Origin of the sequence: Paenibacillus sp. FSL H8-0259, from assembly GCF_037963255.1 — a bacterium.
Classification (GTDB): Bacteria; Bacillota; Bacilli; order Paenibacillales; family Paenibacillaceae; genus Paenibacillus_AQ; species Paenibacillus_AQ phytohabitans.
This window is the reverse complement of record NZ_CP150147.1, coordinates 3784771-3811028: the sequence shown is the minus strand read 5'-3', so window position 1 is coordinate 3811028 and position 26258 is coordinate 3784771. Positions and strand designations below refer to the sequence as shown.

The 26258-nt window shown below is 50.8% G+C and carries 27 protein-coding genes; 4 read left to right on the top strand and 23 right to left on the bottom strand.

Features of this window, described 5'->3' with window-relative positions; all coding sequences use genetic code 11:
- Positions 1-81: 81 nt before the first annotated feature.
- A complete protein-coding gene (locus NSU01_RS16205) occupies positions 82-951 on the top strand; it encodes an AraC family transcriptional regulator (RefSeq protein ID WP_076244953.1) in 870 nt (289 codons plus the stop codon).
- Between the two features lie 96 nt (positions 952-1047).
- Here NSU01_RS16205 and NSU01_RS16200 read toward each other — a convergent pair whose 3' ends face one another.
- The 7 genes from NSU01_RS16200 to NSU01_RS16170 all read right to left on the bottom strand — a co-directional run bounded on the left by NSU01_RS16200 (position 1048) and on the right by NSU01_RS16170 (position 7616).
- Entirely contained in the window at positions 1048-1251 is a 204-nt protein-coding gene (locus tag NSU01_RS16200) for a transposase (RefSeq protein WP_231575423.1), read from the bottom strand.
- 3 nt (positions 1252-1254) lie between these two features.
- Entirely contained in the window at positions 1255-1488 is a 234-nt protein-coding gene (locus NSU01_RS16195) for a hypothetical protein (RefSeq protein ID WP_231575422.1), read from the bottom strand.
- A 613-nt stretch (positions 1489-2101) separates the two neighbouring features.
- Positions 2102-3262, bottom strand: a complete 1161-nt coding sequence (locus NSU01_RS16190; RefSeq protein ID WP_076244951.1) for a Gfo/Idh/MocA family oxidoreductase — start codon at positions 3260-3262, stop codon at positions 2102-2104.
- A gap of 210 nt (positions 3263-3472) precedes the next feature.
- Positions 3473-4681, bottom strand: coding sequence for an L-serine ammonia-lyase (locus NSU01_RS16185; RefSeq protein ID WP_076244948.1), 1209 nt, complete (start codon positions 4679-4681; stop codon positions 3473-3475).
- 22 nt (positions 4682-4703) lie between these two features.
- Positions 4704-5540, bottom strand: a complete 837-nt coding sequence (locus NSU01_RS16180) for an enoyl-CoA hydratase/isomerase family protein (RefSeq protein ID WP_076244946.1) — start codon at positions 5538-5540, stop codon at positions 4704-4706.
- Positions 5530-6369: an enoyl-CoA hydratase/isomerase family protein gene (locus NSU01_RS16175; RefSeq protein WP_042136985.1), complete on the bottom strand. Its 840-nt coding sequence runs from the start codon at positions 6367-6369 to the stop codon at positions 5530-5532. Before NSU01_RS16175 ends, NSU01_RS16180 begins: the two co-directional genes overlap by 11 nt.
- Before the next feature lie 29 nt (positions 6370-6398).
- Entirely contained in the window at positions 6399-7616 is a 1218-nt protein-coding gene (locus NSU01_RS16170) for a M20 family metallopeptidase (protein WP_256703912.1), read from the bottom strand.
- A 232-nt stretch (positions 7617-7848) separates the two neighbouring features.
- Here NSU01_RS16170 and NSU01_RS16165 point away from each other — a divergent pair, with 232 nt between their 5' ends.
- Complete coding sequence (locus NSU01_RS16165) at positions 7849-9162, top strand: hypothetical protein (RefSeq protein ID WP_042136983.1); 1314 nt, start codon at positions 7849-7851, stop codon at positions 9160-9162.
- 66 nt (positions 9163-9228) lie between these two features.
- Here the strand turns inward: NSU01_RS16165 and NSU01_RS16160 are convergent, their stop codons facing one another.
- Positions 9229-10110 (bottom strand): LysR family transcriptional regulator, encoded by an 882-nt coding sequence (locus tag NSU01_RS16160; RefSeq protein ID WP_042136981.1) that lies wholly within the window; start codon positions 10108-10110, stop codon positions 9229-9231.
- 120 nt (positions 10111-10230) lie between these two features.
- Between NSU01_RS16160 and NSU01_RS16155 the strand changes: the two genes are divergently transcribed.
- A complete protein-coding gene (locus NSU01_RS16155; protein ID WP_076244944.1) occupies positions 10231-11133 on the top strand; it encodes a DMT family transporter in 903 nt (300 codons plus the stop codon).
- Here NSU01_RS16155 and NSU01_RS16150 read toward each other — a convergent pair.
- The 10 genes from NSU01_RS16150 to NSU01_RS16105 form a co-directional block, all read right to left on the bottom strand.
- Positions 11128-12045, bottom strand: coding sequence for an alpha/beta hydrolase (locus NSU01_RS16150; protein WP_076244942.1), 918 nt, complete (start codon positions 12043-12045; stop codon positions 11128-11130). The two genes, NSU01_RS16155 and NSU01_RS16150, sit on opposite strands and share 6 nt — an antisense overlap.
- Positions 12042-12605, bottom strand: a complete 564-nt coding sequence (locus tag NSU01_RS16145; protein WP_076244939.1) for a PadR family transcriptional regulator — start codon at positions 12603-12605, stop codon at positions 12042-12044. The genes NSU01_RS16150 and NSU01_RS16145 overlap by 4 nt, the downstream gene beginning before the upstream one ends.
- A gap of 365 nt (positions 12606-12970) precedes the next feature.
- The gene (locus tag NSU01_RS16140) at positions 12971-14470 is read right to left on the bottom strand and encodes a DHA2 family efflux MFS transporter permease subunit (protein WP_042136976.1); all 1500 of its coding nucleotides are present in this window, start codon (positions 14468-14470) and stop codon (positions 12971-12973) included.
- Positions 14471-14500: 30 nt separating this feature from the next.
- Positions 14501-15124 (bottom strand): TetR/AcrR family transcriptional regulator, encoded by a 624-nt coding sequence (locus NSU01_RS16135; protein ID WP_076244937.1) that lies wholly within the window; start codon positions 15122-15124, stop codon positions 14501-14503.
- Positions 15125-15330: 206 nt separating this feature from the next.
- Positions 15331-16101: a stalk domain-containing protein gene (locus NSU01_RS16130; protein ID WP_042136972.1), complete on the bottom strand. Its 771-nt coding sequence runs from the start codon at positions 16099-16101 to the stop codon at positions 15331-15333.
- A 100-nt stretch (positions 16102-16201) separates the two neighbouring features.
- Complete coding sequence (locus tag NSU01_RS16125; RefSeq protein ID WP_081969989.1) at positions 16202-16984, bottom strand: M15 family metallopeptidase; 783 nt, start codon at positions 16982-16984, stop codon at positions 16202-16204.
- Positions 16985-17047: 63 nt separating this feature from the next.
- The gene (locus tag NSU01_RS16120) at positions 17048-18382 is read right to left on the bottom strand and encodes an FtsW/RodA/SpoVE family cell cycle protein (protein WP_076244935.1); all 1335 of its coding nucleotides are present in this window, start codon (positions 18380-18382) and stop codon (positions 17048-17050) included.
- Complete coding sequence (locus NSU01_RS16115) at positions 18379-18711, bottom strand: PadR family transcriptional regulator (RefSeq protein WP_039292805.1); 333 nt, start codon at positions 18709-18711, stop codon at positions 18379-18381. The genes NSU01_RS16120 and NSU01_RS16115 overlap by 4 nt, the downstream gene beginning before the upstream one ends.
- Positions 18712-19177: 466 nt before the next feature.
- Complete coding sequence (locus NSU01_RS16110) at positions 19178-20632, bottom strand: DHA2 family efflux MFS transporter permease subunit (protein ID WP_042141151.1); 1455 nt, start codon at positions 20630-20632, stop codon at positions 19178-19180.
- 99 nt (positions 20633-20731) lie between these two features.
- A complete protein-coding gene (locus NSU01_RS16105) occupies positions 20732-21301 on the bottom strand; it encodes a TetR/AcrR family transcriptional regulator (protein ID WP_042136969.1) in 570 nt (189 codons plus the stop codon).
- 185 nt (positions 21302-21486) lie between these two features.
- On the opposite strand from NSU01_RS16105, the gene NSU01_RS16100 reads away from it, so the two are divergent.
- Positions 21487-21930 carry a DUF4395 domain-containing protein gene (locus tag NSU01_RS16100; RefSeq protein ID WP_042136966.1) on the top strand — a complete coding sequence of 148 codons (444 nt, stop codon included), beginning with the start codon at positions 21487-21489 and terminating at the stop codon, positions 21928-21930.
- A 107-nt stretch (positions 21931-22037) separates the two neighbouring features.
- Here the strand turns inward: NSU01_RS16100 and NSU01_RS16095 are convergent, their stop codons facing one another.
- The 5 genes from NSU01_RS16095 to NSU01_RS16075 all read right to left on the bottom strand — a co-directional run bounded on the left by NSU01_RS16095 (position 22038) and on the right by NSU01_RS16075 (position 26165).
- Complete coding sequence (locus NSU01_RS16095) at positions 22038-22376, bottom strand: DUF6054 family protein (RefSeq protein WP_042136964.1); 339 nt, start codon at positions 22374-22376, stop codon at positions 22038-22040.
- A 41-nt stretch (positions 22377-22417) separates the two neighbouring features.
- A complete protein-coding gene (locus NSU01_RS16090; protein ID WP_076244933.1) occupies positions 22418-22948 on the bottom strand; it encodes a hypothetical protein in 531 nt (176 codons plus the stop codon).
- A gap of 213 nt (positions 22949-23161) precedes the next feature.
- Complete coding sequence (locus NSU01_RS16085; protein WP_042136961.1) at positions 23162-23908, bottom strand: 4'-phosphopantetheinyl transferase superfamily protein; 747 nt, start codon at positions 23906-23908, stop codon at positions 23162-23164.
- A 31-nt stretch (positions 23909-23939) separates the two neighbouring features.
- Entirely contained in the window at positions 23940-24872 is a 933-nt protein-coding gene (locus tag NSU01_RS16080) for an NAD-dependent epimerase/dehydratase family protein (protein WP_042136959.1), read from the bottom strand.
- A 318-nt stretch (positions 24873-25190) separates the two neighbouring features.
- Positions 25191-26165 carry an ROK family protein gene (locus NSU01_RS16075; RefSeq protein ID WP_042136957.1) on the bottom strand — a complete coding sequence of 325 codons (975 nt, stop codon included), beginning with the start codon at positions 26163-26165 and terminating at the stop codon, positions 25191-25193.
- Positions 26166-26258 lie beyond the last annotated feature (93 nt).

Below are 26258 nucleotides of genomic sequence, written 5' to 3'. Positions count from 1 at the left end.
CCAAGTATATCCTTCATTTCGGGCAAAATCTCTTCTTATCTTGTGTTAAACTAGCTGAATCTTGTGGGAGTTGAAGCCATCATGACTTATCCGAAGGAACTTAAGGAATACCCTGCGCTCGAGGAGAAGATCTATCCATTCCGCTTGTTCTTTAATCAGTGCCAGGGCGCCAAGCCCGAGCAGAATATCCTTTTCCTGCACTGGCATGAGCATTTCGAGATTATTGTCATGCGTGAAGGCAGGGCGATCTTTCATGTGGACAGCAAACCGTATGAAGCCGGTCCCGGAGACGTAATCATGGTACCTTCCGGCGGGCTGCATGTCGGCTATAGCTTGTATAGCGGAGATGTTTCTTATATCTCGATTGTTTTTCATGCCTCATTGTTCAAGGACCGGAATCAGGATTCCCAGCATGAGCAATTTGTGGCCCCTTATCTTAGCAATCAGTATCAGTTTCCGGTCATGCCGGTGGTCCACAACCCGGAATGCGCCTCGTATTATCCCTTGCTTGAGCGGATTATTGAGGAGGTGCAGGCTAAACAACCGGCTTTTCAGCTCGTGGTGAAGAACCAGCTCCACTTATTCTTCACACTCCTGTCCCGTACCTTCCCCGCCCAGCAGAGTGAACGTCATTCTATCAACCGCGAACGCTTCAAGCCGCTGCTGGAATACCTGGAAACACATGTCGATCAGAAAATGTCGGTCGAGCGTGCTGCCCGCTTTGTCAATCTGAACGCTTTCCATTTCTGCAAAACCTTCAAGAAGCTGACCGGACGCACCTTCATTGACTATGTGAACCTGTGCCGGATGGATGAAGCCGAGCGGCTGCTGCGGGAGACCGGCTTCAGCATTACAGAGATTTCCGGCAGAGTCGGCTGTGACAATCCCAATTATTTCACGAAGCTCTATAAGCAGTACAAAGGCCAGACACCTTCTATGGTTCGTAAATAGCCATAGGGGCTGTCCCAAAAGTAGGTTTTCTACGGCGGAAGACCGTTCTCTTCATTCTGAATGTTACAAAAAGTGAACAGAGCAGCGATTCTCCCGTTATTGGAGGATCGCTGCTCTGCGTTTTTGGTCATCGTACGGCCAAGGTGTAACCTTCTTCACTCCGTAGAATTTCACGCGCCTGTTTCTGGTATCGCAGTCGTTCACGCTGACGACCACTTCCCGATTTCCTGCCGCTTTCGTGCAACGCTCCTTTAGGGGGCAGCCTTCACAGGAGCTGCTTCGGTAATGCCGTCTGCGAATTTCTTAGCCACTCTCTAGGGTCTCCTTGCTTTCCCTGTGGAAATGCAGCCTGTTCCCAGCTGGGCACGTCCAGTGATCCTCGGCTGTATCGTATGTCCAGTTTTCGATTTTACAAACATTCGCTTTCCAGGCTCTAGTCTTTTCCTTGTGGTAGCTGCCGTACTTCACCACCGCCTGTATCTCTTTCTTTTCCAGATAGGCGTAGTTTTCTTCGCTGCCGTAGCCTGCATCCGCAATGACTGTCTTTGGCCATTCCCGAGGATTTGCTGGGCTTTTTCCAGATGCGGCTCTAAACAGCGGGTGTCGGTCGGTCTTTGATGTATACTAGCAGTAGATGATGACTTTGGTGAGCATTTTAGGATGGTAGCTGTCACGGCCGCCGCCGGGATAGGCCGCGTCAAAAATGGCGTTGTCCACCGATTGACGGCGGCATTCACGACGCGAACGAGGTGATTTTCCGGGATATCTTCTTCCAGATCCATTGGCAAGCAAAGTTGGTCCAGGTATATTGAATGTACAAAGAAACCTCTCCTTTGAAATGGTTGTGTGGTAACTCCATTTTACCAAAGGACGGTTTCTTTTTGTGATTTTAGAAAGATTTGAAGAAACTTTTCTCGCTTAAACAGCGGAGAGGACGGAACGATTGCGGAAAAGCGGCAGCGGTCGCCTTGGTCTCCGGATTTTCACCGCTAAGGGGAATGAAAAAAATCTGGAGACCACAGCGATTGGAACAACGGTCCGTTCGCGCAGCGTCCACTCATGTGCTCACGTTGATCCTACTACAAAATAAAGAGCTGTCCCAAGCAGCCATTTCATGGCTTTTGGGACAGCCCCTTTTTACATTTAGAATCTACATTTCAGATATCGGAACCCAGCGCCGCTCTTCAATCGAACGTTCCACAGCTTCCAGTACAGCCTGGCATTTCACACCGTCCCGGAAATTCGGCTCCGGCTGACGGCCTTCGGCAATGGCACCTGACAGCTCCAGCATCTCGTGAATGAATGTGTGCTCAAATCCAATCGTATGACCCGGCGGCCACCAGGCTTCAGCATAGTCATGTGCGGGATCGGTGGCGAGCACTCTCCGGAAGCCCTGCACATCCTCATCATCCGAGGTCAGATAGACCTCCAGTTCGTTCATCCGCTCGAAGTCGAATTTCACACTGCCCAGACTGCCATTGATCTCAAAAGAATTGGTCGAACGATGCCCGGCCGCGAACCGTGTCGCCTCAAAGCTGCCCAATGCGCCGTTTGCAAAACGGGCCAGGAACAAAGTAGCATCATCCACCGTTACCGCGCCGCGCGGTGCATCTTTGCTGGCCCGGGCGCTGAGACCTGTCATCTCCGTTGCCAGGGGCCGTTCCTTGACGAACGTCTCACTCATGCCGATGACCTCCTGCACATCCCCTACCAGGAAATGGGCCAGATCAATCAGATGGGCCCCCAGATCCCCATGCGATCCTGAACCGGCAATCTCCTTCTGCAGCCGCCAGACCAGCGGGAATTCAGGGTCGAGAATCCAGTCCTGCAGGAACCAGGCACGGAAATGATAGATCTTTCCCAGCCGCCCGCTCTCGATCAGCCGTTTCGCCAGCCTGACCGCCGGGGAGAAACGGTAATTGAAGCCAACCATATGAACAATGCCGGCCGCCTCTGCAGCCTGGAGCATTTCTCGCGAATCTGCCAGATTCAGCGCCAGCGGCTTCTCGCAGAAAATATGCTTGCCTGCAGCAGCAGCCGCCAGCGCAATCTCCTTATGGGCATTGCTCGGCGCATTGATGTCGATTAGATCAATATCGTCACGCCCGATCAGCTCTTTCCAGTCGGTTACACTCTCCGACCAGCCCAGCTGGTCTGCCGCCTCCTTCAGCGCTTCTTCATTGCGTCCGCAGATGACGGACATTTGCGGTTTGACGGCCTTCGGGAAGAACATCGGCAGACTGCGGTAGGCGTTGCTGTGGGCCTTGCCCATGAATTTATAACCTATCATTCCAATGCGTAGCTGTTCCATTTGAAGCCTCCTCTGTTGAAATCACACTCCATGTACACGCATACATTTTCTCATCCAAGCGGCGCCCCGTCAAATTGCTTCTTGAAGCAGCAGCCTGCCCTGTATAGCCTCCAAAAAAAGAACGTCCTTTCTGCCAACCGGCAGCACGGGACGTTCTTCGTTACATTACACAAGTATGAAATTACAGCCACATGATCATGGAAGTATCATTTAACTGTCAGCTTTGTAGAGCTTAGCGAGCCCGCCTTCTGAAGTTTCGCGGTACCTGCTGTTCATATCCAGGCCTGTCTCATACATGGTCTGTACAACCAGATCAAAGGATATCTTACGGGTACCAGACAAGAATTTGGCCAGGCTCAGCGCATTGATCGCCCGCATCGCACCGACAGCATTCCGCTCAATGCAAGGGATTTGAACGAGTCCGTTAATCGGATCACAGGTTAACCCCAAGTGGTGTTCCATAGCAACCTCCGCCGCATACTCAATCTGGTCAATCTCCATACCGGACAGTTCAGCCAGTGCAGCCGCTGCCATAGAGCAAGCCGTGCCAACCTCCGCCTGGCAGCCGCACTGAGCGCCGCTGATGGAGGCGTTCTGCTTGACCAGGTTGCCAATGAGCCCGCCGACGGCCAGAGCCCGGAGGATCTGTTCGTCCGGGACCTGCATCTTCTCCTGCATATAACGGAGCGAAGCGGGCACGACACCGCTGGCCCCGCAGGTCGGGGCCGTTACGACTGTGCCAGCGGCGGCATTCTGTTCGTTGACAGCAAAAGCGTACGCGCTGACGATCCTGTTCTCCCTCGTCTCCGGGCTCTCATCCATATCCCGCTGATGATACAGATATTTCGCCTTGCGTTCGACCTCAAGACCGCCCTCCAGAATACCTGTGACAGACAGCCCTTCGTCAATCGAACGCTTCATCGCTTCCCAGATTCCTTGGAGGAAATCCCAGATCTGTTTGCCTTCGCGCTGCTCGACGTAATCGCTTAGACGAATATGATTGGCGTTACAAAAGGTGCTGATCTCAGCAAAGCTGTTCTCAGGGTAGACATCTGGCGTTTGCATCTCCTCCCGTCCCTCAATAACGATGTCCCCGCCGCCGATACTGACGACACGCATGGATGAGATTTGGCGCCCGTCTTTGTAAGCGAACAAATCCATCGTATTGGGATGGGGCAGAACAAAATCTGCCTGTGGAACAAATTCAACCTCCGCCGGAACGGGTGAAAGTGCTCTAAGAATAGCCTTGTCCGTCAAATGGCCTTTGCCTGTTTTGGCAAGGGAACCATAGATCAACGCCTTGAACTCATCTGCGTCTTCATTCTCTGATTTGAAGATCCTGGCCGCCTTCTCCGGCCCCATAGTATGGGAGCTGGACGGTCCACTGCCAATCTTAAATAGCTCAGTCAAAGATCTCATAGCACCCTTATCCCCCTTCTGGCTATTGCCCATTCCTCTGAAAACGTTCCTTGAGCTTCATGAGCCGCTCATGAATCCCCTCATCATCCATGGCCATGTCATACAATTGGTGAGTAATCTGTAGACCCTGATCATGGGCAAGGGCTTTTTTCCACGGGTGCGACACAATCGAATGTGTAAGATGTCTTACCGAGCGGGGCGCCTGCATGATTCTTTCTGCCAGCTCCCACGCGCGTGGAAGAAGCTGTTCACGAGGCAGCACCTCACTGACCAGACCGAGGTCTAATGCCGCTTGAGCATTAATGTTCATCCCCGTATATGCGTAGAATGCCGCTTTCTTGGTTCCCAGCAGTTGTTGAAGTGCTAAGACAATTCCGTCTCCGGGCGGTACACCGCCCAGGTAATGGGCATCGAAGAACGCTGTGTTTTCCGCACAGATGGTAATATCACACAGCGTCCCCAGCTGCCAGTGTGAGCCCGTGCCATTGATCACCCCAATAGTAGGGATGTCCAGGCAATGAACCATATTCTCAATCATTCTAAGTGATTCATGGTACATTTCCAGCTTCCGGCGATTCGGCCAATCCATGAATTTCGTATTCCAGACTTCAGGATTGCCGGTCTGCCATAACTCTCCTGTCCCTGTAAGAATCATGACCTCATTCTCAGGATCACGGCCAATATCTGACCATACGTGACCATAAGCGGCTTGGACCGGCCAGTCGAATTGTAAAGGTCCCCCGTCAGTGTGCATACGCACTTCCAGGATGCCGCCGCGGCGGGTCATGAGGAATAAGTCCTTGTACTTCTCCGAGTATTCTTCGAGCCGAGTAGGCCCCGTCATCTTTCTATTGAACATCGTTGCCCATCAGGCGTCCCTGCATTTTCTTCAGCCGTTCCAGTGCTCCTTCTTCATCAATAGCCATGTCGTACATCTGGTGGGCAAGCTGGAATCCCTGATCGGCGACCAGAGCCTGCTTCCATGGCCGGGAGATAATGGAGTGAGACAGATGTCTCGTTGAACGCGGTGCCTGCATGATCATCTCCGCGAGCTCCCAAGCGCGTGGAAGAAGCTGCTCACGGGGCAGAACTTCACTGACAATACCCAGATCCAAGGCGGTCTGACCGTTGATATTCTTGCCGGTGTATGCGTAGTAGGCTGCTTTTTTGAAACCGATCATGCTCTGCAGTGTGAGCAGCATTCCATCTCCTGGAGGCGTGCCTCCCAGATAATGCGGATCGAAAAAGTCCGCGTCTTCCGTGCAAATGGTAATATCGCAGAGCGTTGCGAGTTCACAGTGCGTTCCCGGCCCGTTGACCGCCCCGATGGTCGGGATGTCAATGCAGAAGATCAGATTTTCAAGCAGTCTCAGCGATTCATGATACTGTTCGAGCTTCTTTTGCTTCGGCCAGTCCATGAATTTAGTATTCCAGACCTCAGGGTCGCCAATCAGCCATTTATCCCCGGTTCCCGTAATAATCATGACTTCGTTCTCAGGGTCACGGCCAATATCTGACCAGGCATGAGACCAGGCGGTATGAGCTTCCCAATTGTGCGTGTACGATCCTCCGTCGGTGTGAAGACGCACTTCAAGGATTCCGTCACGGCGGGTCATTAACAGGAATTCCTTGTATTTCTCCGAGTACTCTTCAAATTTGGTGGGTCCAATCATCCGTCTCTCTGTCATTGTAATTCCTCCTAAGTTTGGTTTAGAGCTTATCTGTTACTTTCAAGCCAGTCTCTGGCAAAAGCTGCGTAAGCCGCAGCCCCTCTATGAAGCACCTCATCCGAGAACATCGTCTTTGGATGGTGTACAGGGTAACGATAACCATCTTCGATATTGCCTGCGTTAAGAAACACTGTGGTACTTGGCACCGCCTGTGAGACAAACGCGAAGTCTTCCGAGCCCATTAATTTGCCGCCGGGTACCAGTTCGGTTATACCAATGTAGGAACCGTCACCAAAGGTATTTGCAATCGAAACCCTCATTTGCTCATTAAGCCTGCCATCCGTTTTCACTTCAGGACAGCCTCTGGTATAGATCACTTCCACCTTGGCCTGAAAAGTTTCTCCGATCCCTGCGCTAATTTCGCGGATTCGGGTCTCCACTTTATCCCGCAATGCGGTGTTAAATGTGCGTACACTGCCTTTCATTCTGGCCGTATCGGGAATCACATTGTTTGTACTTCCGCCTTCCATCACGCCTATGGTAAGGACTGCATTATCAATCGGCGAAATTTCCCGGCTAAGTATACCCTGCAGCGCCAGATGAAGATGAGCAGCCACATTTAAGGGGTCCACTGCGGCCTCGGGCATTGCGCCATGTGAGCCCCGTCCGCGGATGATGATTTCGAACCAATCCGAAGAAGCAGAAATCGCTCCACCTTCCTCAGGCACTACAAATTGTCCGATAGGAAGTGGCATTCCGGTCAACACGTGAAGCATCATGGCTGCATCCACTTTAGGATTGTCGAGAATCCCGCTCTCAAGCATCATTTTTGCCCCGTGCAGCGTCTCTTCACCCGGCTGAAACATAAGCTTAACCGTCCCGCGAAGCTGCTCTTCGTTAGCCTTCAGGATCTCCGCCGCTCCCAGCAGCATGGAAGTATGCATGTCATGACCGCAAGCATGCATGTTCCCGTTCAACGACGCGTAAGAAAGCTCCGTTTCCTCTGAAATGGGCAAAGCGTCCATATCTGCACGGAGAAGAACCACCTTCCTGTCATGCTGTCCGCCAATGGTAACTGTTAGCCCTGATTCCCCTACGGGAGCGGGCTTAAGACCCATCGACTCCAACACCTCTTTGACGTAGGCCGTTGTTCTGGGCAAACTTAAATCAAGCTCCGGAATCGCATGAAGATGATGCCTGTACATGACCAATTTGTCCTGCAGCTGATGAGCCATACTCAAATCGTCTCCAGCTTCTTCAATCACAATAACATCTCCCAAAACACAAATTGAATGAATGTAAGTACAGAGTTTAAATGGCCTCCTTCACATTTTAAGACTTTTTAAGAACGATTTTATCGTACTTTTAAATTCATTCGCTGTCAAGAGATTATTAGACATTTTAAGAACATTATTTTAAAGGTGCCGGAACGTTGTAATATCACATTTATTGTGATATAACTCTTTTGATTGCATTGTCTTTTGAAAGGAATATACTATGAAAATCAAGCTGGGTATTATCACGCCAGAGAGCCATATGGATTATTTCCGCGCCATTGAACAAGAAATGCGGCCCATATGCCAGTTCCGGTTCCTTACCATCAGCACCTTCGGACAAACAACAGACCTGTATCTGCAGAACTTAGATTCGGTGGATGGATTTGTGGTCAGCGGCAGGATGCTTTATGAGTCAATAGATAAGGATTGCCTGGATGAGAAGGTCCCTATTCACATTTTGCAGGATAATGAGAACCTTCTATATAGAGAACTCTTCCGGGTGCTGGTGACAGAGCCCGGGCTTGATATATCGAGGATCTATGTGGATTATGCGTATGTTATCGATTCCTTCAGTGAATTCCAGCAATACCTGACTCATGAAGGGAAGCCTGTTGACAGCGGAGATTTGTTCGAACGGGTGGAGACCATGCTGGAGAACCATATCACTTTGTGGGAAGCCCAAAAAATAGACCTGTCCATTACAGCGTTCGGCCACTTTGTTCCAGAGCTCAAAAAGCACGGAGTCAGATATATCTTGATCCGGCCCACTTTGGAAGATGTTAAAGAGACCCTAAGCGAGATCATCAACGAGATTACCATCCTCAAGCTTAAGAACCAGCGGGCAGTTGTCGCATACTTATCGGTCCACAATGAGCAGCCACCATCTGAAGATCAGCTTCAAGAGCTGAAAGCCCTGGTTGGCAGGTTTCTGCATAGCGTGAATCTTGCCGACACAGCCCAAATTTCGGAAGGCTTTGTCAGACTATACACCACTTACGGAAATTTCATGAAAATTACCTCCAATGCGCAGAACTGCTCACTGCTGGAGTATCTGGAATTGTACGTAAGCTACAAGGTGAAGATCGGGTGGGGCTCGGGACATGAATATTTTCAAGCTAACGAAAACGCCGCCAAAGCTTACAGACAGGCGAAAGCCTACACGGGCAGCTGCAGCTTTTTTATAAACGAGGATCAGAAGGTTATCGGCCCAATGCAGAGCATGAATGTCATACAGTTCTCTGAACAGGGGGACCCGGAAATCATCGCATTGGCCAAAAATATTGGAATAAACAACATCAATTTGCAGAAAATCATGTCCTACGCAGAAATTATGAGAACAAATAAATTATCCTCTGAGGATGTTGCTGGGTGCCTGTCCATGACCGTCAAAGGTGCAAACCGTATCCTTAACAAAATTGAAGAAAAAAAATACGTACAAACGGTATTTGAAAAACGTGACAACAGTAAAGGGCGGCCGAAAAAATACTACGAGCTGTTGTTTCTCGACAAAGAAGGACGCAAATTAAGCAAATGATGCGCATTGCAAAAAGGCACGTTTTCAAAACTGAAAACGTGCCTTTTTTGCGCTGGATTTATCAAGTCAAATCCCTTCTTGGCCGGACGACCAGCTCTGCACATGCTGCAGGAATCGTCTCGTTGCAGGAGAAGCATATTTCATCGAGCTGACGGCAATTCCCAATGAGCGGAAACTCCGTTCCTCCAGCTCAAGCATGGCCACATTATGATTCTGGAACCGGGTGACCAGCTCCGGGAGGATGCTGATGCCCAGCCCCTTCTCTACCATGGCTATGATCGCATAGTCATCCCCGGCCGAGAATTTGATGTTCGGCTTAATCCCCGCCTTCTCCAGCACCCGCTGCACATCATAGTCCGAGCCGGGTCTCGGAATGATGAAATCCTCGTAGGCGATCTGGGCCAGCGGCATGTACGGGGCTTTGCTCAGCGGGTGGTCCAACGGAAGAATCGCCAGCATCCGGTCCTGCTTCAGCGGAAAGACCTCAAACTTCTCCCGGGTAGGCAGCGACAGGAAGCCGCAGTCGACCACACCAGCCTCAATCCATTGCTCAATCTCCAGATATCCGCCCTCCATCAGCTTGAATTCAATGTATGGGTACTCTTTGCGGAACTGTTTGATCATGTCCGGCAGCCAGTGAACGGATACGCTTGTGAAGGTGCCTAGTGTAATTGTCCCTGTCTCCAGACCATGAATATCGGCCACCTGCTGCTTCAGCTGCTCATTCCATTTGAGGATTTCGCGGATAGGCGGAATAACCTGCTCCCCATTGACAGTCAGCTTGACACCGGAACGGCTCCTCACAAGCAGCGGAAAACCAAATTCGCTCTCCAGGCTGCTGATCGTATGGCTGATACCGGATTGGGTGAAGCCCAGCACCTCGGCGGCTTTGGTCAGACTGCCCAGTTCAACCACTTTGAGGAACACTTCGTATTTGATTATACTCATCGCTGACCCCCACAGTTTGCATGAGAATTTCTCATGTTTCATATGATAAACATTCAGTTACCTTATGTATTTGAGCGTATTATACTATAATCACTTGAAATAAAGAAGGATGATGATGGAATGAAGCCGTTAAAGGCCGAGCTGATGCTCATAGTAGTAACGATGTTCTGGGGTTCCTCCTACCTGTTCATGAAAATGGGACTCGGCACACTGGGGGAATTCAATCTGATTGCGCTGCGCTTCGGACTGGCCTTCATTCTGGCGGCTCTGCTGTTCCGCAAACGGCTGCGCAGTGTGGACGCCAGAACATTGAAATATGGAGCCCTGCTCGGCTTTCTTCTGCTCGGTGTGTTCACCTGCATCACCTTCGGACTGAAGACCACCACGACCTCCAATGCCGGATTTCTGGTCGCTTTGACCGTTGTTTTTGTACCGCTGCTGGATGTTCTGATCTTCAAAAAGAAGGTCGCCCCTCCGCAAATCCTCGGTGCCATTCTGGCCATCGCTGGCATCGGGCTGCTCACCCTGAACGGGTCGCTGCATGTACAGCCTGGTGATCTGCTCTGTATTCTGGCTGCCATTTTCTACGCAGTGCAGATTCTGGTTACCAGCCGCGCTGTCAAGAGCAGCGATTCGCTGAATATCGGCATTCTGCAGCTGGGCTTCGCCGGGGGATATGCCCTGATTCTGTCAGCAGTCTTCGAGACTCCTGCACTGCCTTCGACACTTCCCGGCTGGATCGCCATCCTCGCACTCGGTATTTTCTGCAGTGCCTGCGGCTTCATCCTGCAGCCCGTTGCCCAGAAATACACAACGCCGACCCGCACCGGATTAATCTTCGCCCTGGAACCGGTCTTTGCCGCCTTCTTCGGCTACTGGTTCGCACATGAACAGCTTTCGCTGCAAGGCTACACCGGCGCTGCCCTTGTCCTGCTGGGCATTATAGCTTCCGAACTGCTCGGCAGATTGCACTTCGCCCCTTTTCAGGCAAGGATGCTCAAGAAACGGCGGGCAGATCTATAAGTCTTCAATAATTGCTCTGATCTGTGCTCTCGCTGTCTTGGATTCCGGGAAGAAGAACAGCGGCCAGACATGCAGCATTTGCGGATATTCATAGTAGCCGATCTTTATTCCTTCAACCAGTAACCGGTCTTTGAACCTCTTGACATCGGGATACACAATGTCATGCGTCCCAATGAAGATGCTGACCGGCCCTATATCCGTGACCTCCCCATAAGCGGGGCTGATCAAATGAGAAGTAATCTCCTGATCCCCCGCATACCACTCAGCAATTTCTTTGATGGCAGGAACTGCCGTGACAGGATCTTTACGCTCCACAGCCTTGATATCCGGGTTGCTGAAGGTCATGTCGAGCACCGGGGAGATCAGGATCGTGTGTGCAGGCCGTGGTATCCCCTTTTCCTTAAGCAGCTGCACTAGTGCAAGCCCCATTCCGCCGCCAGCCGAATCCCCCATGACCACAAGCTTGTCTCCACACTTAGAACTCTGTGCTAACATCTCCTCATATAGCGGTACCAGCATCTGAAATACTTCCTTATGTCCATATTGCGGTGCCAAAGGGTACATGGGAACCGCAATCGTACACCTCAGCTTGTCTGCCATACCGGCCAGGAACTCCCAATGCAGCGGGGATATCTTCAGCACATAACCTCCGCCGTGCAGATACAGGATCTGTTTGCCGCCCGAAAGAGACTTTGCAGACAGCACATAGTAAGGAGAACCGGCTATCTCACGCTCTTCGACGCTGCATAACGTATACACTTTAGCCGGCGGCTTACTGCTCTCCTTCCGCTGCTTCGTTTCAATTTCCTTCCGCAAAGCTATCCCTGTCTTCTTCCACATGGCGTTAATCCTCATGAGGCGCAAGCCCAGCTTAACCGCTCTGCTCTGCCAGCTTTCTTGGGAACCCTTCATTGTTGTCCTTCTTTCTGCGTCATCACGGCTTCCCGCAAACGCTGCGCCCAGGCCAGATCCAGCTCCTGCGCCTCCAGACGCACCTGCAGCAGATCCATCGTTGTCGCATAGAACCGCCCTCCCGGCGCGGCAGCATCAGGAGCAGTCTCTTTTCGGAAGGCGTCTATCCCTTTTAGCAGCTCTGCAATGCCTTTAGCGGCGTACGCAAGATAATGGTCTACAAGCGCCAGCTGCGCTTCAGGGGCAAGGAACTCCAAATGCTGGGCTTTAATATGAAAAAGCTTCTGATAGGTTGCCGACTCCGTCCCCGTATCCATCATCAGCTCGGTGAACCGGGTCCGCCCTTTACCGGTGAGCTGCAGCGCACGGGACGGCCGTTCACTGGGATAAGGCACTGATGAAGGATCGGCTTCGCAGATCAGTCCCTCTCTCTCAAGTCTGGACAACAGGGTGGACAGCGTTCCGCGGCTGATTTTCTCCCACGGGCTGATAATCTTCGCAATCAGATAAGCATGCAGCGGGAAATGCATCAGCAATGACAGGACCAGTAATTCATACATAAGGAAACCCCTCGTCAATAGTTTTATTAAAACTATATAGAATTCCTTATCAGCCGTCAAGCGGTTCACAAAATACTCCAACTGGCGCCTGCCCCGGATTAATCCCACATACCGCCGTAATTCCTCCCATTTCGCCTTCTGTATCGCATCCAAGGCGATGTGATGTATACCTCTAATTCCTTCTTTCGCCCTTCTGTATAGCCGTCCTATAAGATGACAGCAATTGAGTGACTTCAGTTCTTGCTGTAAAGACATAAATGTTGTATTTCGTGCAGGATTTCGAATCGTAATCGCGACAACGGGGGTGAAATGAGAAAAAACCGCCGCAGCGATTAGCTGAGGCGGCCGTAAACCCAAGATATAAATTAATGTCCCATCATTACAGCAGCGTCGGCCTGCTGCCCTTCCGGAGTTCCGGCGGAACCGGCTGTCTTCGGCTTGCGCAGAATCAGACTGATGACCACTCCGGCCAGCGCGATGCATGCGGAGAGGAAGAATACATCATTGAAGCCCTGAACAGCGGCGACAAGCGGATTGCTTCCGGCAGCCATCTCACCCATATGAACGGTAATCTGGCTGGTTAAGTATCCGGTCATTCCGGCAACCGCGAACGATACTACGACCTGCTGGGCTGCGGCGGTCAGCGGAGTCACCCGGCCAACCCATTCACGCGGAGCGGAGTTCAGAACATGAGTGTTAACCGGCATCATCGACAAGCCCATACCCAGACCCATCATAGCGAGACAGCCCATGATAACGGGAAGACTGGTGTCTACCGTAACACCGGACAACAGGAACAGTGCAGTGGAAATGACACTGAGTCCGACGAACAACAGCGGACGTGCACCAATTTTATCGAATAAGCGGCCGCCCACCGGCATACCGATACCGGATGCCAGCGCCTGCGGAAGCAGAATCAGACCTGTCTCAAGCGGTGTGTAGTTGCGGATCTGCTGCAGATACAACGGAACGAACAGCATGGAACCGAACAAGGCAGCCTGGGTCACCCAGGATAGGATAATGCCGCGTGTGAAGTCCGATGAACGGAAGACGCGCAGCTCCAGCAGCGGATGCTTCTGCATCAGCTCAGCAATGACGAACAGCACCAGCGCCACACCGCCGACAGATAGACCTACGAGAGCCCCCGTCGAAGTCCAGCTTTCGCCTCCGCCTTGATTGACGCCATAGGCAAGCATGGAGAACGCAAGCGGAGCCAGAATGATACCGAAGATATCCAGATGGGCTTTGCCCTTCTTCTCTGTAACAGGCAGATATTTAACTCCCAGAATGATACCAACGATACCGATAGGCAGGTTGATAAGGAAGATCCAGTGCCAGCTCACGTATTCTACCAGCCAGCCGGAGAGGATCGGTCCAAGTGCCGGAGCCAGCAGCATGGGAATTCCGAGCATCCCCATAATAGAACCTCTGCGCTCTGCCGGAGCCAGTCTGAAGACCATGGCCATACCGATTGGAGCTACCATACCGCCGCCAAGACCTTGAATGACACGGAAGATGACCAGCTGCGTTGAGGTCTGGGCAACCGAACAAAGAACGGACCCCAGTACAAACATAACAATAGTCGTTAGAAAGACTTGCTTGGAACCGAAGCGGTCAGTCATGTAGCCAGCCAGCGGAATTACGGCAGCCAGCGCCAGCGTATAACCCGTAATGGCCCACTGAACGGTCTTAAGATCTGTTGCGAAATACTGCACCAGATTCGGTACCGCAACGTTTACGGCAGTGCTGTCCAGGATAACCATAATCATGCCGACGATAATAGCCATTAACGGCGGAATAATGGCTTTCAGCGAGAACGGTGCTTCTACTGCTGCACTGTTTCCTTTATTTGCGGTGTTTGTCATTCTATTCTCCACTCTTTTCTCTGTTTATAATTAGTTATACTTATGAAAATAAAGATCAAATAAACCGTCAATCTGCTCCTCAAGCGGCGAAAGCCTGAACATCTCCTTGAGATCCTCCCGTTCCTTCGGCAGGCTGGAGACCATAATTACCGGAAAAACAATGGCCCCATAGACTTGCATCATCATCATCATGAGCTTGTCGCGGTCCTGCTCCCCAGTGATCTCACTGAGCACTTCCTTAATGCGCTCCAGTCTCATCAGCTTGGAGTACTTCGCATATTCATCCTGTGAGCCCATAATATGATGTCTTTGATCAAGCATCTGCCGGGCCATTCCCGGGTAACGGCTGAGATTCATAATATAACGCATGAAAAATAACTTCATCCGCTCCTTCGGCGGCAGGCTGTCATCTTCCAGTGCTTTGAAGGCATCATCAAAGGTAGACACGAGTCTCTTCACTGCGTCGCCAAACAGTTTTTCCTTGGAGCCGTAATAATAATTCACCAGTGCAAGATTCGTCTCTGCCCTTGCTGCGATACTCCGAAGGGTGATACAGCTGAACCCCTCTTCGCGGATCAAATCCACGGTTGCATCGAGTATAATCTGCTTCGTATCTTTATCTGAAGAATCAGCTTTGTTGTCAGATTTAACCATAATGCAGCTTGTCGCCCTCCTTTGCCGCGATTTCTAATCATCGATTTAAACAACGTTTAATCAGAATTTAAAATTACTCTCTTTGGAGTGATCTGTCAACAGAAGTTTTCAGGAATTTTCAAAAGAGTTAGCATTAATAAAAAGAAGCATCTCCGGCAGCGGATTACAGCTGCGAGATGCTCCTGCTATGAATGATCAATTATTTGTTATTTCGAAGGGTTGACCAGCACTTCCGCTGCCTGCAGCGCCGCCAGGCTCAGCTTCACGATCTTGCCCGATGTATTCAGCTCCAGGGTCAGCAGCGCCTCGGATTTGGAGAAGGACAACACGCTTGTTATTGTCATATTCCCGTCATGCTGCCGGCTCTCCGTAGATTTCACTCCGAAGTACTGGCCAGCCGGAGCGCTTACACCCTCCCAGTTCTGCTGAATGACGGGCAGCGGGGGCTGTTCTGCTTCCGCAGTGAAGTAACGCTCGCGGAGTCCTGTATAGTTGCCTGCGGCCAGCAATCCGGCTACAGCTCCGGCAGTTACCTCCGGTGAGTAGATTTCAACCTGCCCTTTTGCCTGATTATAGGATGTAACCAGCCCGATCGCTGCAAAAAACGACAAAGGTGCATATGCGCGCTGCTGCTTCAGTTCAATACTATCTGTAAAAGGCACCCGATCCTTGCCGTTCAGAATGATCTCTTTCCCGCTCAATCTGAACTCAATGGTTTCCTGGAAGCGATTCAGCTTGAACTGTCCTGTGGCACCTACAAAGGTAGTCTTATACTTAAGGATTTCCGTAGTCTCCCGGAGCGGGAGCATGAGGGTTGTTCCGCTGGTATAGGTTTGCGGTCCATCCAGCTGCAAGGCTTGTCCGTTCACAATAATATTTACACCCGGTGCTGCGTGGACACTATTTCCGGTTAATACTCCCGATCCTGCTGCCAATAACAGTACACTTAGGAAAACGGCTGCGATTCTGTTCTTCAAATCGATCCCACCTCTCCTGTAATATAATTATTATGCACGCAAACTTCAGGGACTAAACTTATATTAATCATTAACCGTTCTGCGCAGCTTTGGAACAGCCTCACTCCACATTAAAGTTAAAATACTGCTGTGGATAAGGCTCCTTGATCAGTGTGAAATGCCACCACTCCTTGGTATAGGGCTTGAAGCCCTGCTTCGACATGGCATCCTTAAGAACTTTACGGTTGGCATGCTGGGTACTGTTGACCAGAGTGGTATTATAGTAAGAAATCTCGCCGAAGAAATCATACGGGCTGCCCATGTCAACCAGTGCCCCTGTTTTTTTATCAGCCAGTGTCAGATCGATAGTGCTGCCCCGCGAATGCCCCGATTTCTTGGAGATGAAGCCCAGCTTGAACAGATTACGCTTGTCCAGCTTGGGATAATACTGCTGCTTCATCTTAATATCCGCGGCATCCTGTGACCAGCGTACGAAGTGATTAACGGCTTGTTGCGGACGGTAGGCATCATAGATTCTCAGGATATACCCTTTGCCAGCCAGATCCTCACTGACTTTCTTCAGCGCACTCGCTGCTGTCCGCGAGAAAATCGCCAGCGGAGCCTTATACCCGTCCACCCTTGTTCCGGTAAAATTATTCTCACTGTAGTAGCGTATCTCATATTGCGCCGTAGGAATCACTTCATCCAGATACACAAAGCCGCCGGGCAGATTGTGTTTCTTCTCCACCTTGCTTTGCGCCGGGGCTGCGGCTGTATTCTGTAGCTTAGGAGCAGCCGCTGTGGCTGCTGTTGCTGTTGCTGTTGCCGTTAAAAGCGTAGCTCCGCCTAGGATAAGCGCACATGAGACCAGCCCTAATTTTCTACCTGTATTTCGCAGCTTCATCACAATGCTCCCCCTCTCCTGCCTCGTCCGTATTTTCACCCTACCAGTATACGTGCAGCCGCACTAGGCGTCCATAGTTAAGTCTAGGCTTGTGTCCCCAGGGAGCATATCCTTCCGCCGGTAGACACCCATCAGCAGCCCGACAGCGGCGAATTCAATGAAGACATGCTGTCCGTAGCTGAGGAATGGGAACGGTATAGCTGTAATTGGCATTCTTCCGCTGAGGATCGATAGACCATAAGCTAAGCGGATGGCTAGCATAAGGGCCAGAGCAAGGATAAGCATCCGCCCGTAGGTATCGCGTACAGCGCGGGTATAGGAGATCATTTTGAGAACGAACCAGCCCACTGCCGCGATGAAGAGCAAGCCCCCGGCCCAGCCGAAGCATTGAACCAGAAATACCGGAAAAAGATCCGAATACGCATACGGCAGTCCTTCTTCCGCACCTCCGAAGCCATACCCTCTCCAGCCTGCGGATGTAATGGTCTCGTGAATTCTGCGGTTGAGGTAACCCGGGCCATTAAGCATGTAATTATGATTTATCGCTCCGATGACCCTGTCACGCAAGGTCAAATTATTCCAAACATAGATGGCTCCGCCCGACACAAATGTTATAGCCATTAATCCGGCTGTAATCCAGCGCCGTGTTATCCATACATATAGCGTCAGCGATACTGCCAAATAAACCACCAGCTCCGGTAAAGACCGGATCGCCGCATAGATCACCGCAGGCAGCAGCAGTAAGGCGAACTCCGCGAATTCCCTGGTCCGTCCGCTCCATTTCAGCACAAAGCTGTGGCTGGTCCATATTCCTGTCAGAGCGACAACAAATATATAAGGACTGTATCCAACCAGATCAAAATAAAAGCCCATAAAACCAACATAGCGTCTATTCCCATTGATTAATTCAGGACCCAGCAATAGGCTGGCAACGATAGCCATTAATGCTGCAGCATAAATGAATCCTGATGCTTTCTGAAGCAGCTTGAAATTGACGAAGTACATTCCTGTCATAACGGCGATCCCAAGGATGATATACACCGTCTGGCGCATCGTCAGATCAGATAGGGCCGGGTTGAAGGAGGTTCCGGCTTCTATAGCCCCCATCCCCAGCAGACTCACAGCTGACAACATCATTACTGCGGTGAGCAGTCCCCACGGAATCCGCGGTTTATGGATTCTGTGCAGATCCCGGCCGACCACCTGCGGATCACCCATTTGCGCGATCGCATATTGCTGTGCTTCTTCTTCAGTTGCACCAAGCTGCTGCCGCTCCAGCATCAAGTCCTGGAAGTGCCCGCTGAGTTCCTCCCTTATCTCCCTGTGCATCCCTTTGGCTCTAACCTCTGCACACACCCTGTCCAGATAGTTGTCCAGCTTCTTCCGCTGCTCCATCATGCGCCGCCCTCCCCCAGTACCGAATCCACCGCGCCTTTGAAAAGATTCCATTCTGCTCTCTTCTCCTGCAGCTTCGCCTTGCCTTCATCCAGCAGCCGGTAATATTTGCGTTTGCGCCCTTCTACCTCAAGCCAATACGCCTCTACCCAGCGTTCGCTCTCCATCGCATGGAGTATTGGATAGAGCGTGCCCTCCTTCAGGGAAAATACCCCCTGCGAGCGCTGCTCCAGTTCTTTAATCAGTTCGTAGCCGTATAACGGCTTATCGAGCAGCAGAGTGAGAATCAAGGTCCCCGTGCTGCCCTTCAGCATTTCTTTACTGACTTTCATCGGCATTCCCTCCCGTACGAATGGCTGTCCGTCGATACATCGTTAATCTATGCTTAATATACTTTAATTCCCAGTTGATGTCCAGAGATTGTCTCCACGTCAGCCATATGAGTAATCCGTTAAGTTGCATATGAGTAACCTTTAAGCTTGCAGACAAGTAACCCGTTAATATTTGCGCATAAGCTGCCTCTTGGGCATTTATGTTGTACGTTTTACAACTTTGATCCCCAGATACCCGGGCGCCAGAGAGGATTGTTGTACGAAATACAAGAATTGTCCAAATAATCCGTTTGGAGTAGGAGAAATGTTGCCTTTTTTACAACAAATATGAATTAGGAGCGATATCATGAGGGAAATGTTGTATTTAGGGCAGGATTTTATACAATGAATGCTCTGTAAGCTCCATATTGCACATAGCAAAAAAGCACACCCGGATTACGGATGTGCTTGCAGTCAATTAATGAGATTAGTGCATGGAAGCCTGTGTTTTGTGCGAGACAATAACACGTTTGAGGAAGAAAGCAACAACCAGACCGATAATGGCCATCACCATGCCGAAGATGAACGCATTCTGTACCCCATGGGTAAATGCAGCGCCAATATTCAGCGGATCACCAGGATCAGTTACAGTCTTCATGTAGCTCTTGGTACCGGAGGTCATAATGCTTACTGCCAGAGCCGTACCAATCGCCCCTGCAACCTGCTGCAGAGTATTCATGATCGCTGTACCGTCAGGATAGTATTCCAGCGGAAGCTGGTTGATCCCGTTCGTCTGGGCAGGCATCATAATCATCGAGATTCCGATCATCAGCACGCTGTGAAGTACAATTACGAAGATAACGGTAGAAGTTGCTGTAATACTCGAGAAGAACCACAGCGAGACAGCAACGAGCACAAGTCCTGGAATAACGAGCCATTTCGGACCGTATTTATCGAACAGGCGTCCCATCACTGGTGACATCAGTCCGTTGATAATTCCGCCCGGCAGCAGCAGTAAGCCTGCTTTAAACGCTGTATAGCCTTGTCCCTGCTGCAGGTACATTGGAAGAATCAGCATCGAAGACAGAATCACCATCATGCAAATGAAGACCATCAGTACACCGACCACGAACATCGGGAATTTGAAGGCACGCAGATTAATCATCGGCTGCTTCATCGTCAACTGCCGGATGCAGAATAGAACGAGCGCAATTACACCAATAGCAATGGCGATAATCACCTTCGGACTTCCCCAGCCTTCCGCTTCACCGGCGCTGCTGAATCCATACACAACGCCGCCGAAACCAAGTGAGGATAATACAATCGAGAGGATATCAATCTTCGGCTTGGTCACTTCTGTGACGTTCTGCATGAAGAAAATTCCGCTGAACAGCGCGATCACAAGGAACGGCAGGGACAGCCAGAAGATCCAGTGCCAGCTCAGACTCTCAATAAGCAAGCCGGCAATAGTAGGGCCGATCGCTGGAGCTACCATGATGACGAGGCCGATGAGCCCCATCGCCGCGCCTCTTTTCTCAGCAGGGATAATAATCAGGATCGTATTGAACATCAGCGGCAAAAGAAGTGCAGTTCCCATCGCCTGAACCACACGCGCTGTAAGCAGGAATTCGAAATTCGGCGCCATTGCAGCCAGGAATGTTCCAGCAATCGAGAAGCATAGCGCAGCAATGAACAGCTGTCTGGTCGTGAACCACTGCAGGAGCAGCCCGGAGATCGGAACCAGAATCCCCAGCGTCAGCAGGTAAGCTGTAGTCAGCCATTGCGCTGTGGTCGGAGTAATTTGTAATACATTCATAAGATCACTTAAGGCTACATTTAATGCGGTCTCACTGAACATGCCGATAAATCCGGCAAGCAATAAGGAGACGAGAATTGGAAGGGTCTTAAATTTGCGGGGCTCTGTGTGCCCCTTACCAGTCATAGTTGCGTTCACTCTCATATCCTCCTGATAATCTGTTTGTTCTCTCTCTATTTGTTACTGTGTTGCAGTATTGCGATGGTACGATGGTACTATGAAACCTTAAGCCAGTATTGCCGGAATACTCTCTGCTGCCGCAACCAGCGGCTGGACATTTCGGCAGGTTAACGCCAGGAGCAGCGCACCTTCAAACAAGGAGACCACAACAGTCGCTTTTCCCACAGCAGCTTCCTCCTGCATGCCATCCTTCATCAGACGCTGGGCGATCACATCCTGCCAATCCTTGAACACACATTGACAAGCGGTTCGCAGCTCATTGCTGACACAGGAAGTCTCCACGGCTACCCAGAAGCTGAACGGCACCAATCCTTCAAAAGACGATTCCTCCGCTTCCCTCGCCATAGACAGAATGAAATTCTGCACTGCCTGAGCAGGTGAGTCTTCACTCTCTACATAATGCCGCAAATTTTGGGAGACCATTTCACTTGTCCGGTTAATACAGGTCAACACCAGCTCTTCTTTGCCGTGAGGAAAATAATAATACAATGATCCTTTGGGCGAATCGCTGTCCTTGATGATCTGATTTAGTCCGGTTGCATGATAGCCCTGTGTGAAAAACAATCTTGAAGCCGTATCCAGAATAGCTTCACGTGCATTATGCTTGTTTGACAAGCCGGACACTTCCTTTATAGATGTTTCTGCACTTTTATAACAATTGGTCTACATAATAAAACCACGAGTGGGCTCCGGCTGTCAATGGATAATAATTTCAAATTTTAATGTTTACGCTTACCGATTGCCACATTGCGGATCATTGGTTATAATTTAATTATTCCAATGGGAAAGGTGTGATTTAAATGAGTGAGCCTTCAATCATTAAGGGAATTCCCCGGCCGTTAGTCAGAACTAATCAGGCTTTTATCGTAATTTCTGTATTATTGTCACTGTTTACGGGAGCTTACTGGATTCTTGCCCTGCCGCTTGCCGCAGGACTGTCTGGCCTAATCTTCGGATATAATCCGGTTATCAAGGTTGCGGCGAACTTCCTGACTAAGGAGCGCTCCGCCTATGTACTGGAAGACTGGGAACAGCAGCAGTTCAACCAGAGCATTGCCGTCTTCTGCCTGACTGCAGGGCTGGTCAGCTTCCTAGCCGGCTGGACCGTTGCGGCTTATATCTTCACGATCATGGTTGCGGTAGCAGCCACAGTAGCTATCCTCGGCTTCTGCATCGGGTGCTTCATCCACTACCAGTGGAGAATGTATACCTATAGACGCAAACAGGCAGCCCTCCACAAATAAGCAGGAGTCTGCCCGTACGGTGTATCTTACAAGGCCAGTAAGCCACAGCAGCAGTATGCTGCCAGACCTATGCTGGCCTCCAAGCTCCTTCTCCTTAACATCCCCGGTTATTCCACAATATAATCCGCCAGAATTCGCTCCACTGAAGAAGCGAAGCTTTTGCCGGCGCCCCAATCGAGCTTAAGGATCAACCCGTTGGATCCTCCCGCCGGAATAAGCCGGACATTACTTCTGCCCTTCAGATTATCCACTAGAATCACCAGCGCCGCCTGATTACCGGACCGGAAATAATACCGCTCATAGACCAGCGTTCCGATCATCTTGCCTTCACCGAGATCATTCAGCTCCTCGTACAACAGCTCCGACTCCTGCGTCATTCCCTCTTTGATCAGCGCAAGCGTCTCATTGGGCTGCAATCTGACATCGAGTTGATAGGCCTCATTCATGCTCATCACCCTCCCACGGGTTTAGGTATACAACTATTTGCCTAGCGGCCTTCACCAGCCACATCCCAGCGGTGACGGAATTTCTCCAGCCGCGGATGCAGTTGTGCGGGCGCTTCTGACAACAGCAAACGCAGCTTGACGATCCATTCCTCGAATGAGGAATAGGAAGCGAACAGATTAGCCATCTCCGGAGTCAGATAGAGAAAGTAAGGTGCGGAATAGACCTCGCTGATATGGCGCAGCGCAGAATCAAGCGGGGTGTATTTCTTGCGTTTCCCCTCCAGACTTTCCACGGTAATGAAAGAGCGCCCCTGATCTCTTTTCCACTCATGCAGCCGGTCCTCCCGTTTATATAAAACCTGCACCGGCTCCTTCGTCATCCGTCTCACGGTTTCTTCATGCAGCGGATACAGCACCAGCTTGGTGAATTTGCGCTCTATCGCTGTCTCAGCCGCCTTCAACAAATCCATATCCGAGATATGCTCGAATGAATCATAGAAGATTAAGGTCCCTTTGCGTTCACCGGCTGGGGGTTCATAACCATAAGGCACATGCTGAATGTCTCGTTTCATCATTACCCTCCTGTGTGCTTCAATATCTACAGCATATCATGCTACCCCGGACCGCGTACAATTCCTGGACCTAGAACCTATGCCCTGAATAGTAATACTCGCCAAAAAAGCAGCGGTTGCCAGTCATGGCACCGCTGCTATATGTAAGTGTTGCTCAGTGTAAGGACATTCTGTGCCCTCATATCTAATACCGGCTGGCAGGTGCCCTCTTCCCTACAAGACGGTGAGTCCGTCAGGCTCTGAAGCGGATTGCTCCTCCTGCAGCCGGCAGCGCCGCAGAAACACTTCGGCTAGATCCTTAGCCCGGACCACCAAATACTGATCAGGAAAGCGGAAATCTGTTGAACAAGCGGTCAGCACGTAGCCCGGATCTACCGGATATTGCCTGAACGCATGATCGGGCAGCCGGTCACTAAGCACAGACTGCTCATATTTCAAAGCATACTGCTCAGAGAATACCGAACGGATCGGAACCGTCAGGCCAATGCCCTCCATCTTCAGATAACTCTCCTTCCGCGTCCACAGGTCATAGTAATAGCGTATTTGAGCCTCTGATTTCAAGCTCTGGTATTGCTCCATTTCTTCAGGGGACAGGCTGTACCGGGCTAACGCCGGATTTATGGCAGCCATCTTCTGAATGTCGATTCCAACCCGCTGTCCCTTGCGGCTGACGATACCTGCTACCCATTTTCCCGAATGTGAGAGGTTATAGTCCCACGGTTCGCGCATAGCAGACAGCCGGGGTTTGCCAAACACCCCTTTGTCAAAACAGATCTCATCATTCCGCATTCCCTCCATATCCATGGCGAACATCCGGGCAAGGATGTCTCCGATAAGAGACCTGCGAACATCGTCTTCACGTTTCAGCCGGCTGCTGCTCATCCGGCGCTCCGGTGACACATGGGGCAGCAGCTCAGGAATCGAAAAAGCAGTCCCGAGTGATACAGCAATGATATGCATGAACGGCCAATCCTCCTATCGGTTCTCCGGTCTATTCCTGCTGCTCCCGGAACCAGCCCAAGGTTTCTTTGACTGCATCCTTGTAGGCGGTTGGAGAATATTCCGGGAACCGCTTCATGAATTTGTTCTCGCTCAGCACCAGCGGATACTGGTATTCGTATAGCAGCTCATGGAATTCCTTAGCTTCTTTATCGAATATACCTGCCAAACCAACGGCCCAGCCCGGGAGAGTCCGGCATTTCCTTGGACTGTCTGCTTCATCCTGGATGAGATTCAGGAACTGGCGGCCTTCAATCGCCCCGGAGCCCGACACATGCCATTCCCCTTCTTCCCCGCTATACGCCAGCAGCACGGCTGCTTTGGCCGCATCACGGATATAGACCAGATCATGGGAAACATCCAGCCTGACCGGCCAGGCGATGGTTTTGGCCCGCAGCGCTCCGTTGAATATCGGTCCGAATACCCTGTTCGTAACGTTGGGACCATAGTAGTCGGGATAACGCGGAATGACATAGCGGAAGCCGTTCTCCGCTGCCCGCTTCTTCAGCAGCTCTTCCAGCTGGTTACGGAGCTTTCCTTTACGGGTAAGAGCCGCCTTGGGATGGTTCTCATCCGCGGGAAGGTATTGGAATCTGCCGTATCCGTAGACATTGCCGGGAAATACCAGCGTCTGCCCGGAATGCAGCTTCGCGGTAACCCGTTCCAGCGCTTTGGGCATGATCGTGTACCAGTCCTGGTAAGGCACATTAAGACAGAAGTAGACCGTTTTCACTCCTGTCAGGAGAGCAGCAAGAGCCCTCTCATCTTGTATATCCAGTGAAGCCATAGTCAGCAGAGGTCCTCTCAGTCTGCTTAGTGCCTCATTAGAACGATGATAGGTCGCTGTTACCAGCTTCCCCCGCCACAGTAATTCTTGGGTAATGGAATGGCCTAAACCGCCATTGCCTCCGATTACGAGATTCATAACATTACCGGCTCCTTATCGAGCGTATGAATACCTTCAGCCACCAGCTTCAGTGTTTATTCAGTCTGCCCGGGATGATGTTTAGCAGTTATGAAGAACCGTTACATGCCGCTTCCTCAGGAACTGCCGGATATAGAACTGCTGCCGAATTCTTAACCTGCTATTAGTATACAGCCAAGAATATGCTGTCATCATTGGGATAATTTGACGATTATTGTCGTTTAAGGTCCTTAATATGTAGATATGGTGAATTATTGAGATTCAATAGTTTTGCATCACCTTACGTTAATCTTCGCCGATCATTGTTCCGGTCAATCATCATTTAAGAGCATTCAGTCTCTGGTCCGCATATACTGCTGCGCCAAGTGTGCCCGCCCTGCTGCCCAGTTCGGCTTGAACGATCCTGCATTTGCTCCCTGAGAGCTTCAGCGCATGAGCATTTACAGTGCCGCGGACGCTGCCCAGCAGCCGTTCTCCTGCGGCAGCCATACCGCCTCCAATAATGATCAGCTCCGGGTTCAGCAGATTAATTACATTAGCCAGACCGTACCCCAGCAGTTCTCCGGTTTCATGCATGACCTCAATCGCCAGCGGGTCCCCGAGATCATAAGCCTCCGAAATCATTTTTGCGGTAATTTGTCCGTCATCCTGATTCGTCCAAGTCTGAATCAGACTGCTCCTGCCATCCAGCAGCTTCTCTTTGAACGTGTTGACCATACCCACAGCAGATACATACCTCCCGAGACAGCCGGAGCTCCCGCAGCGGCAGGGCCGGCCCTGCCGGTACATATTCATATGTCCGATTTCACCAGCGCTGAAGGTTGTTCCGTACAACACCTTGCCGTCATCGACAATGCCTGAGCCCAGTCCGGTTCCAAGTGTGAGCAGCACCAGGTTACGGCATCCTTTTCCGGCTCCCTGCTGCCATTCCCCATATAAGTTAACCCGCACATCATTATCGATGTAGACCGGATAATCATAAAAGGGTTTCATTGCATTCACTATATGTATTTGTTCCCATCCGGGAAAGTTAGGCGAAAAGATGGACAGGCCTTCCTCCGGGTCCAGCAGACCGGGAATTCCCATCCCCATACAGGTGATCTGCTGCTGATCTATCCCCTTGCCCTCTGTCAGCTGTGTAACGGCCAATCTGATCCGCTCCAGCACATGCGCCGGTCCTGCCGCCGCTTCCGTTGGCAGAGACAGCTCCTCGACTGCGTTGAAATCCCCATCGAACAATCCCGCTTTGATATTGGTGCCGCCCAAATCGACGCCTATAGTATAATTGTTCATCGCTTCTGCTCCTTTACAGCAATTGTCCTTATCCTTACTTTACTCTCACCACTTATTATGCGCTTTCATGTATTGGACAGGTAGGATTTTTTG

Bases quoted from the DNA above. Each gene is read 5' to 3' on its own strand.
- NSU01_RS16205 (WP_076244953.1), top strand. From the start codon at position 82: ATGACTTATCCGAAGGAACTTAAGGAATACCCTGCGCTCGAGGAGAAG.
- NSU01_RS16190 (WP_076244951.1), bottom strand. From the start codon at position 3,262: ATGGAACAGCTACGCATTGGAATGATAGGTTATAAATTCATGGGCAAG.
- NSU01_RS16185 (WP_076244948.1), bottom strand. From the start codon at position 4,681: ATGAGATCTTTGACTGAGCTATTTAAGATTGGCAGTGGACCGTCCAGC.
- NSU01_RS16180 (WP_076244946.1), bottom strand. From the start codon at position 5,540: ATGTTCAATAGAAAGATGACGGGGCCTACTCGGCTCGAAGAATACTCG.
- NSU01_RS16175 (WP_042136985.1), bottom strand. From the start codon at position 6,369: ATGACAGAGAGACGGATGATTGGACCCACCAAATTTGAAGAGTACTCG.
- NSU01_RS16165 (WP_042136983.1), top strand. From the start codon at position 7,849: ATGAAAATCAAGCTGGGTATTATCACGCCAGAGAGCCATATGGATTAT.
- NSU01_RS16160 (WP_042136981.1), bottom strand. From the start codon at position 10,110: ATGAGTATAATCAAATACGAAGTGTTCCTCAAAGTGGTTGAACTGGGC.
- NSU01_RS16155 (WP_076244944.1), top strand. From the start codon at position 10,231: ATGAAGCCGTTAAAGGCCGAGCTGATGCTCATAGTAGTAACGATGTTC.
- NSU01_RS16150 (WP_076244942.1), bottom strand. From the start codon at position 12,045: ATGAAGGGTTCCCAAGAAAGCTGGCAGAGCAGAGCGGTTAAGCTGGGC.
- NSU01_RS16145 (WP_076244939.1), bottom strand. From the start codon at position 12,605: ATGTATGAATTACTGGTCCTGTCATTGCTGATGCATTTCCCGCTGCAT.
- NSU01_RS16140 (WP_042136976.1), bottom strand. From the start codon at position 14,470: ATGACAAACACCGCAAATAAAGGAAACAGTGCAGCAGTAGAAGCACCG.
- NSU01_RS16135 (WP_076244937.1), bottom strand. From the start codon at position 15,124: ATGGTTAAATCTGACAACAAAGCTGATTCTTCAGATAAAGATACGAAG.
- NSU01_RS16125 (WP_081969989.1), bottom strand. From the start codon at position 16,984: ATGAAGCTGCGAAATACAGGTAGAAAATTAGGGCTGGTCTCATGTGCG.
- NSU01_RS16120 (WP_076244935.1), bottom strand. From the start codon at position 18,382: ATGATGGAGCAGCGGAAGAAGCTGGACAACTATCTGGACAGGGTGTGT.
- NSU01_RS16115 (WP_039292805.1), bottom strand. From the start codon at position 18,711: ATGAAAGTCAGTAAAGAAATGCTGAAGGGCAGCACGGGGACCTTGATT.
- NSU01_RS16110 (WP_042141151.1), bottom strand. From the start codon at position 20,632: ATGACTGGTAAGGGGCACACAGAGCCCCGCAAATTTAAGACCCTTCCA.
- NSU01_RS16100 (WP_042136966.1), top strand. From the start codon at position 21,487: ATGAGTGAGCCTTCAATCATTAAGGGAATTCCCCGGCCGTTAGTCAGA.
- NSU01_RS16095 (WP_042136964.1), bottom strand. From the start codon at position 22,376: ATGAATGAGGCCTATCAACTCGATGTCAGATTGCAGCCCAATGAGACG.
- NSU01_RS16090 (WP_076244933.1), bottom strand. From the start codon at position 22,948: ATGAAACGAGACATTCAGCATGTGCCTTATGGTTATGAACCCCCAGCC.
- NSU01_RS16085 (WP_042136961.1), bottom strand. From the start codon at position 23,908: ATGCATATCATTGCTGTATCACTCGGGACTGCTTTTTCGATTCCTGAG.
- NSU01_RS16080 (WP_042136959.1), bottom strand. From the start codon at position 24,872: ATGAATCTCGTAATCGGAGGCAATGGCGGTTTAGGCCATTCCATTACC.
- NSU01_RS16075 (WP_042136957.1), bottom strand. From the start codon at position 26,165: ATGAACAATTATACTATAGGCGTCGATTTGGGCGGCACCAATATCAAA.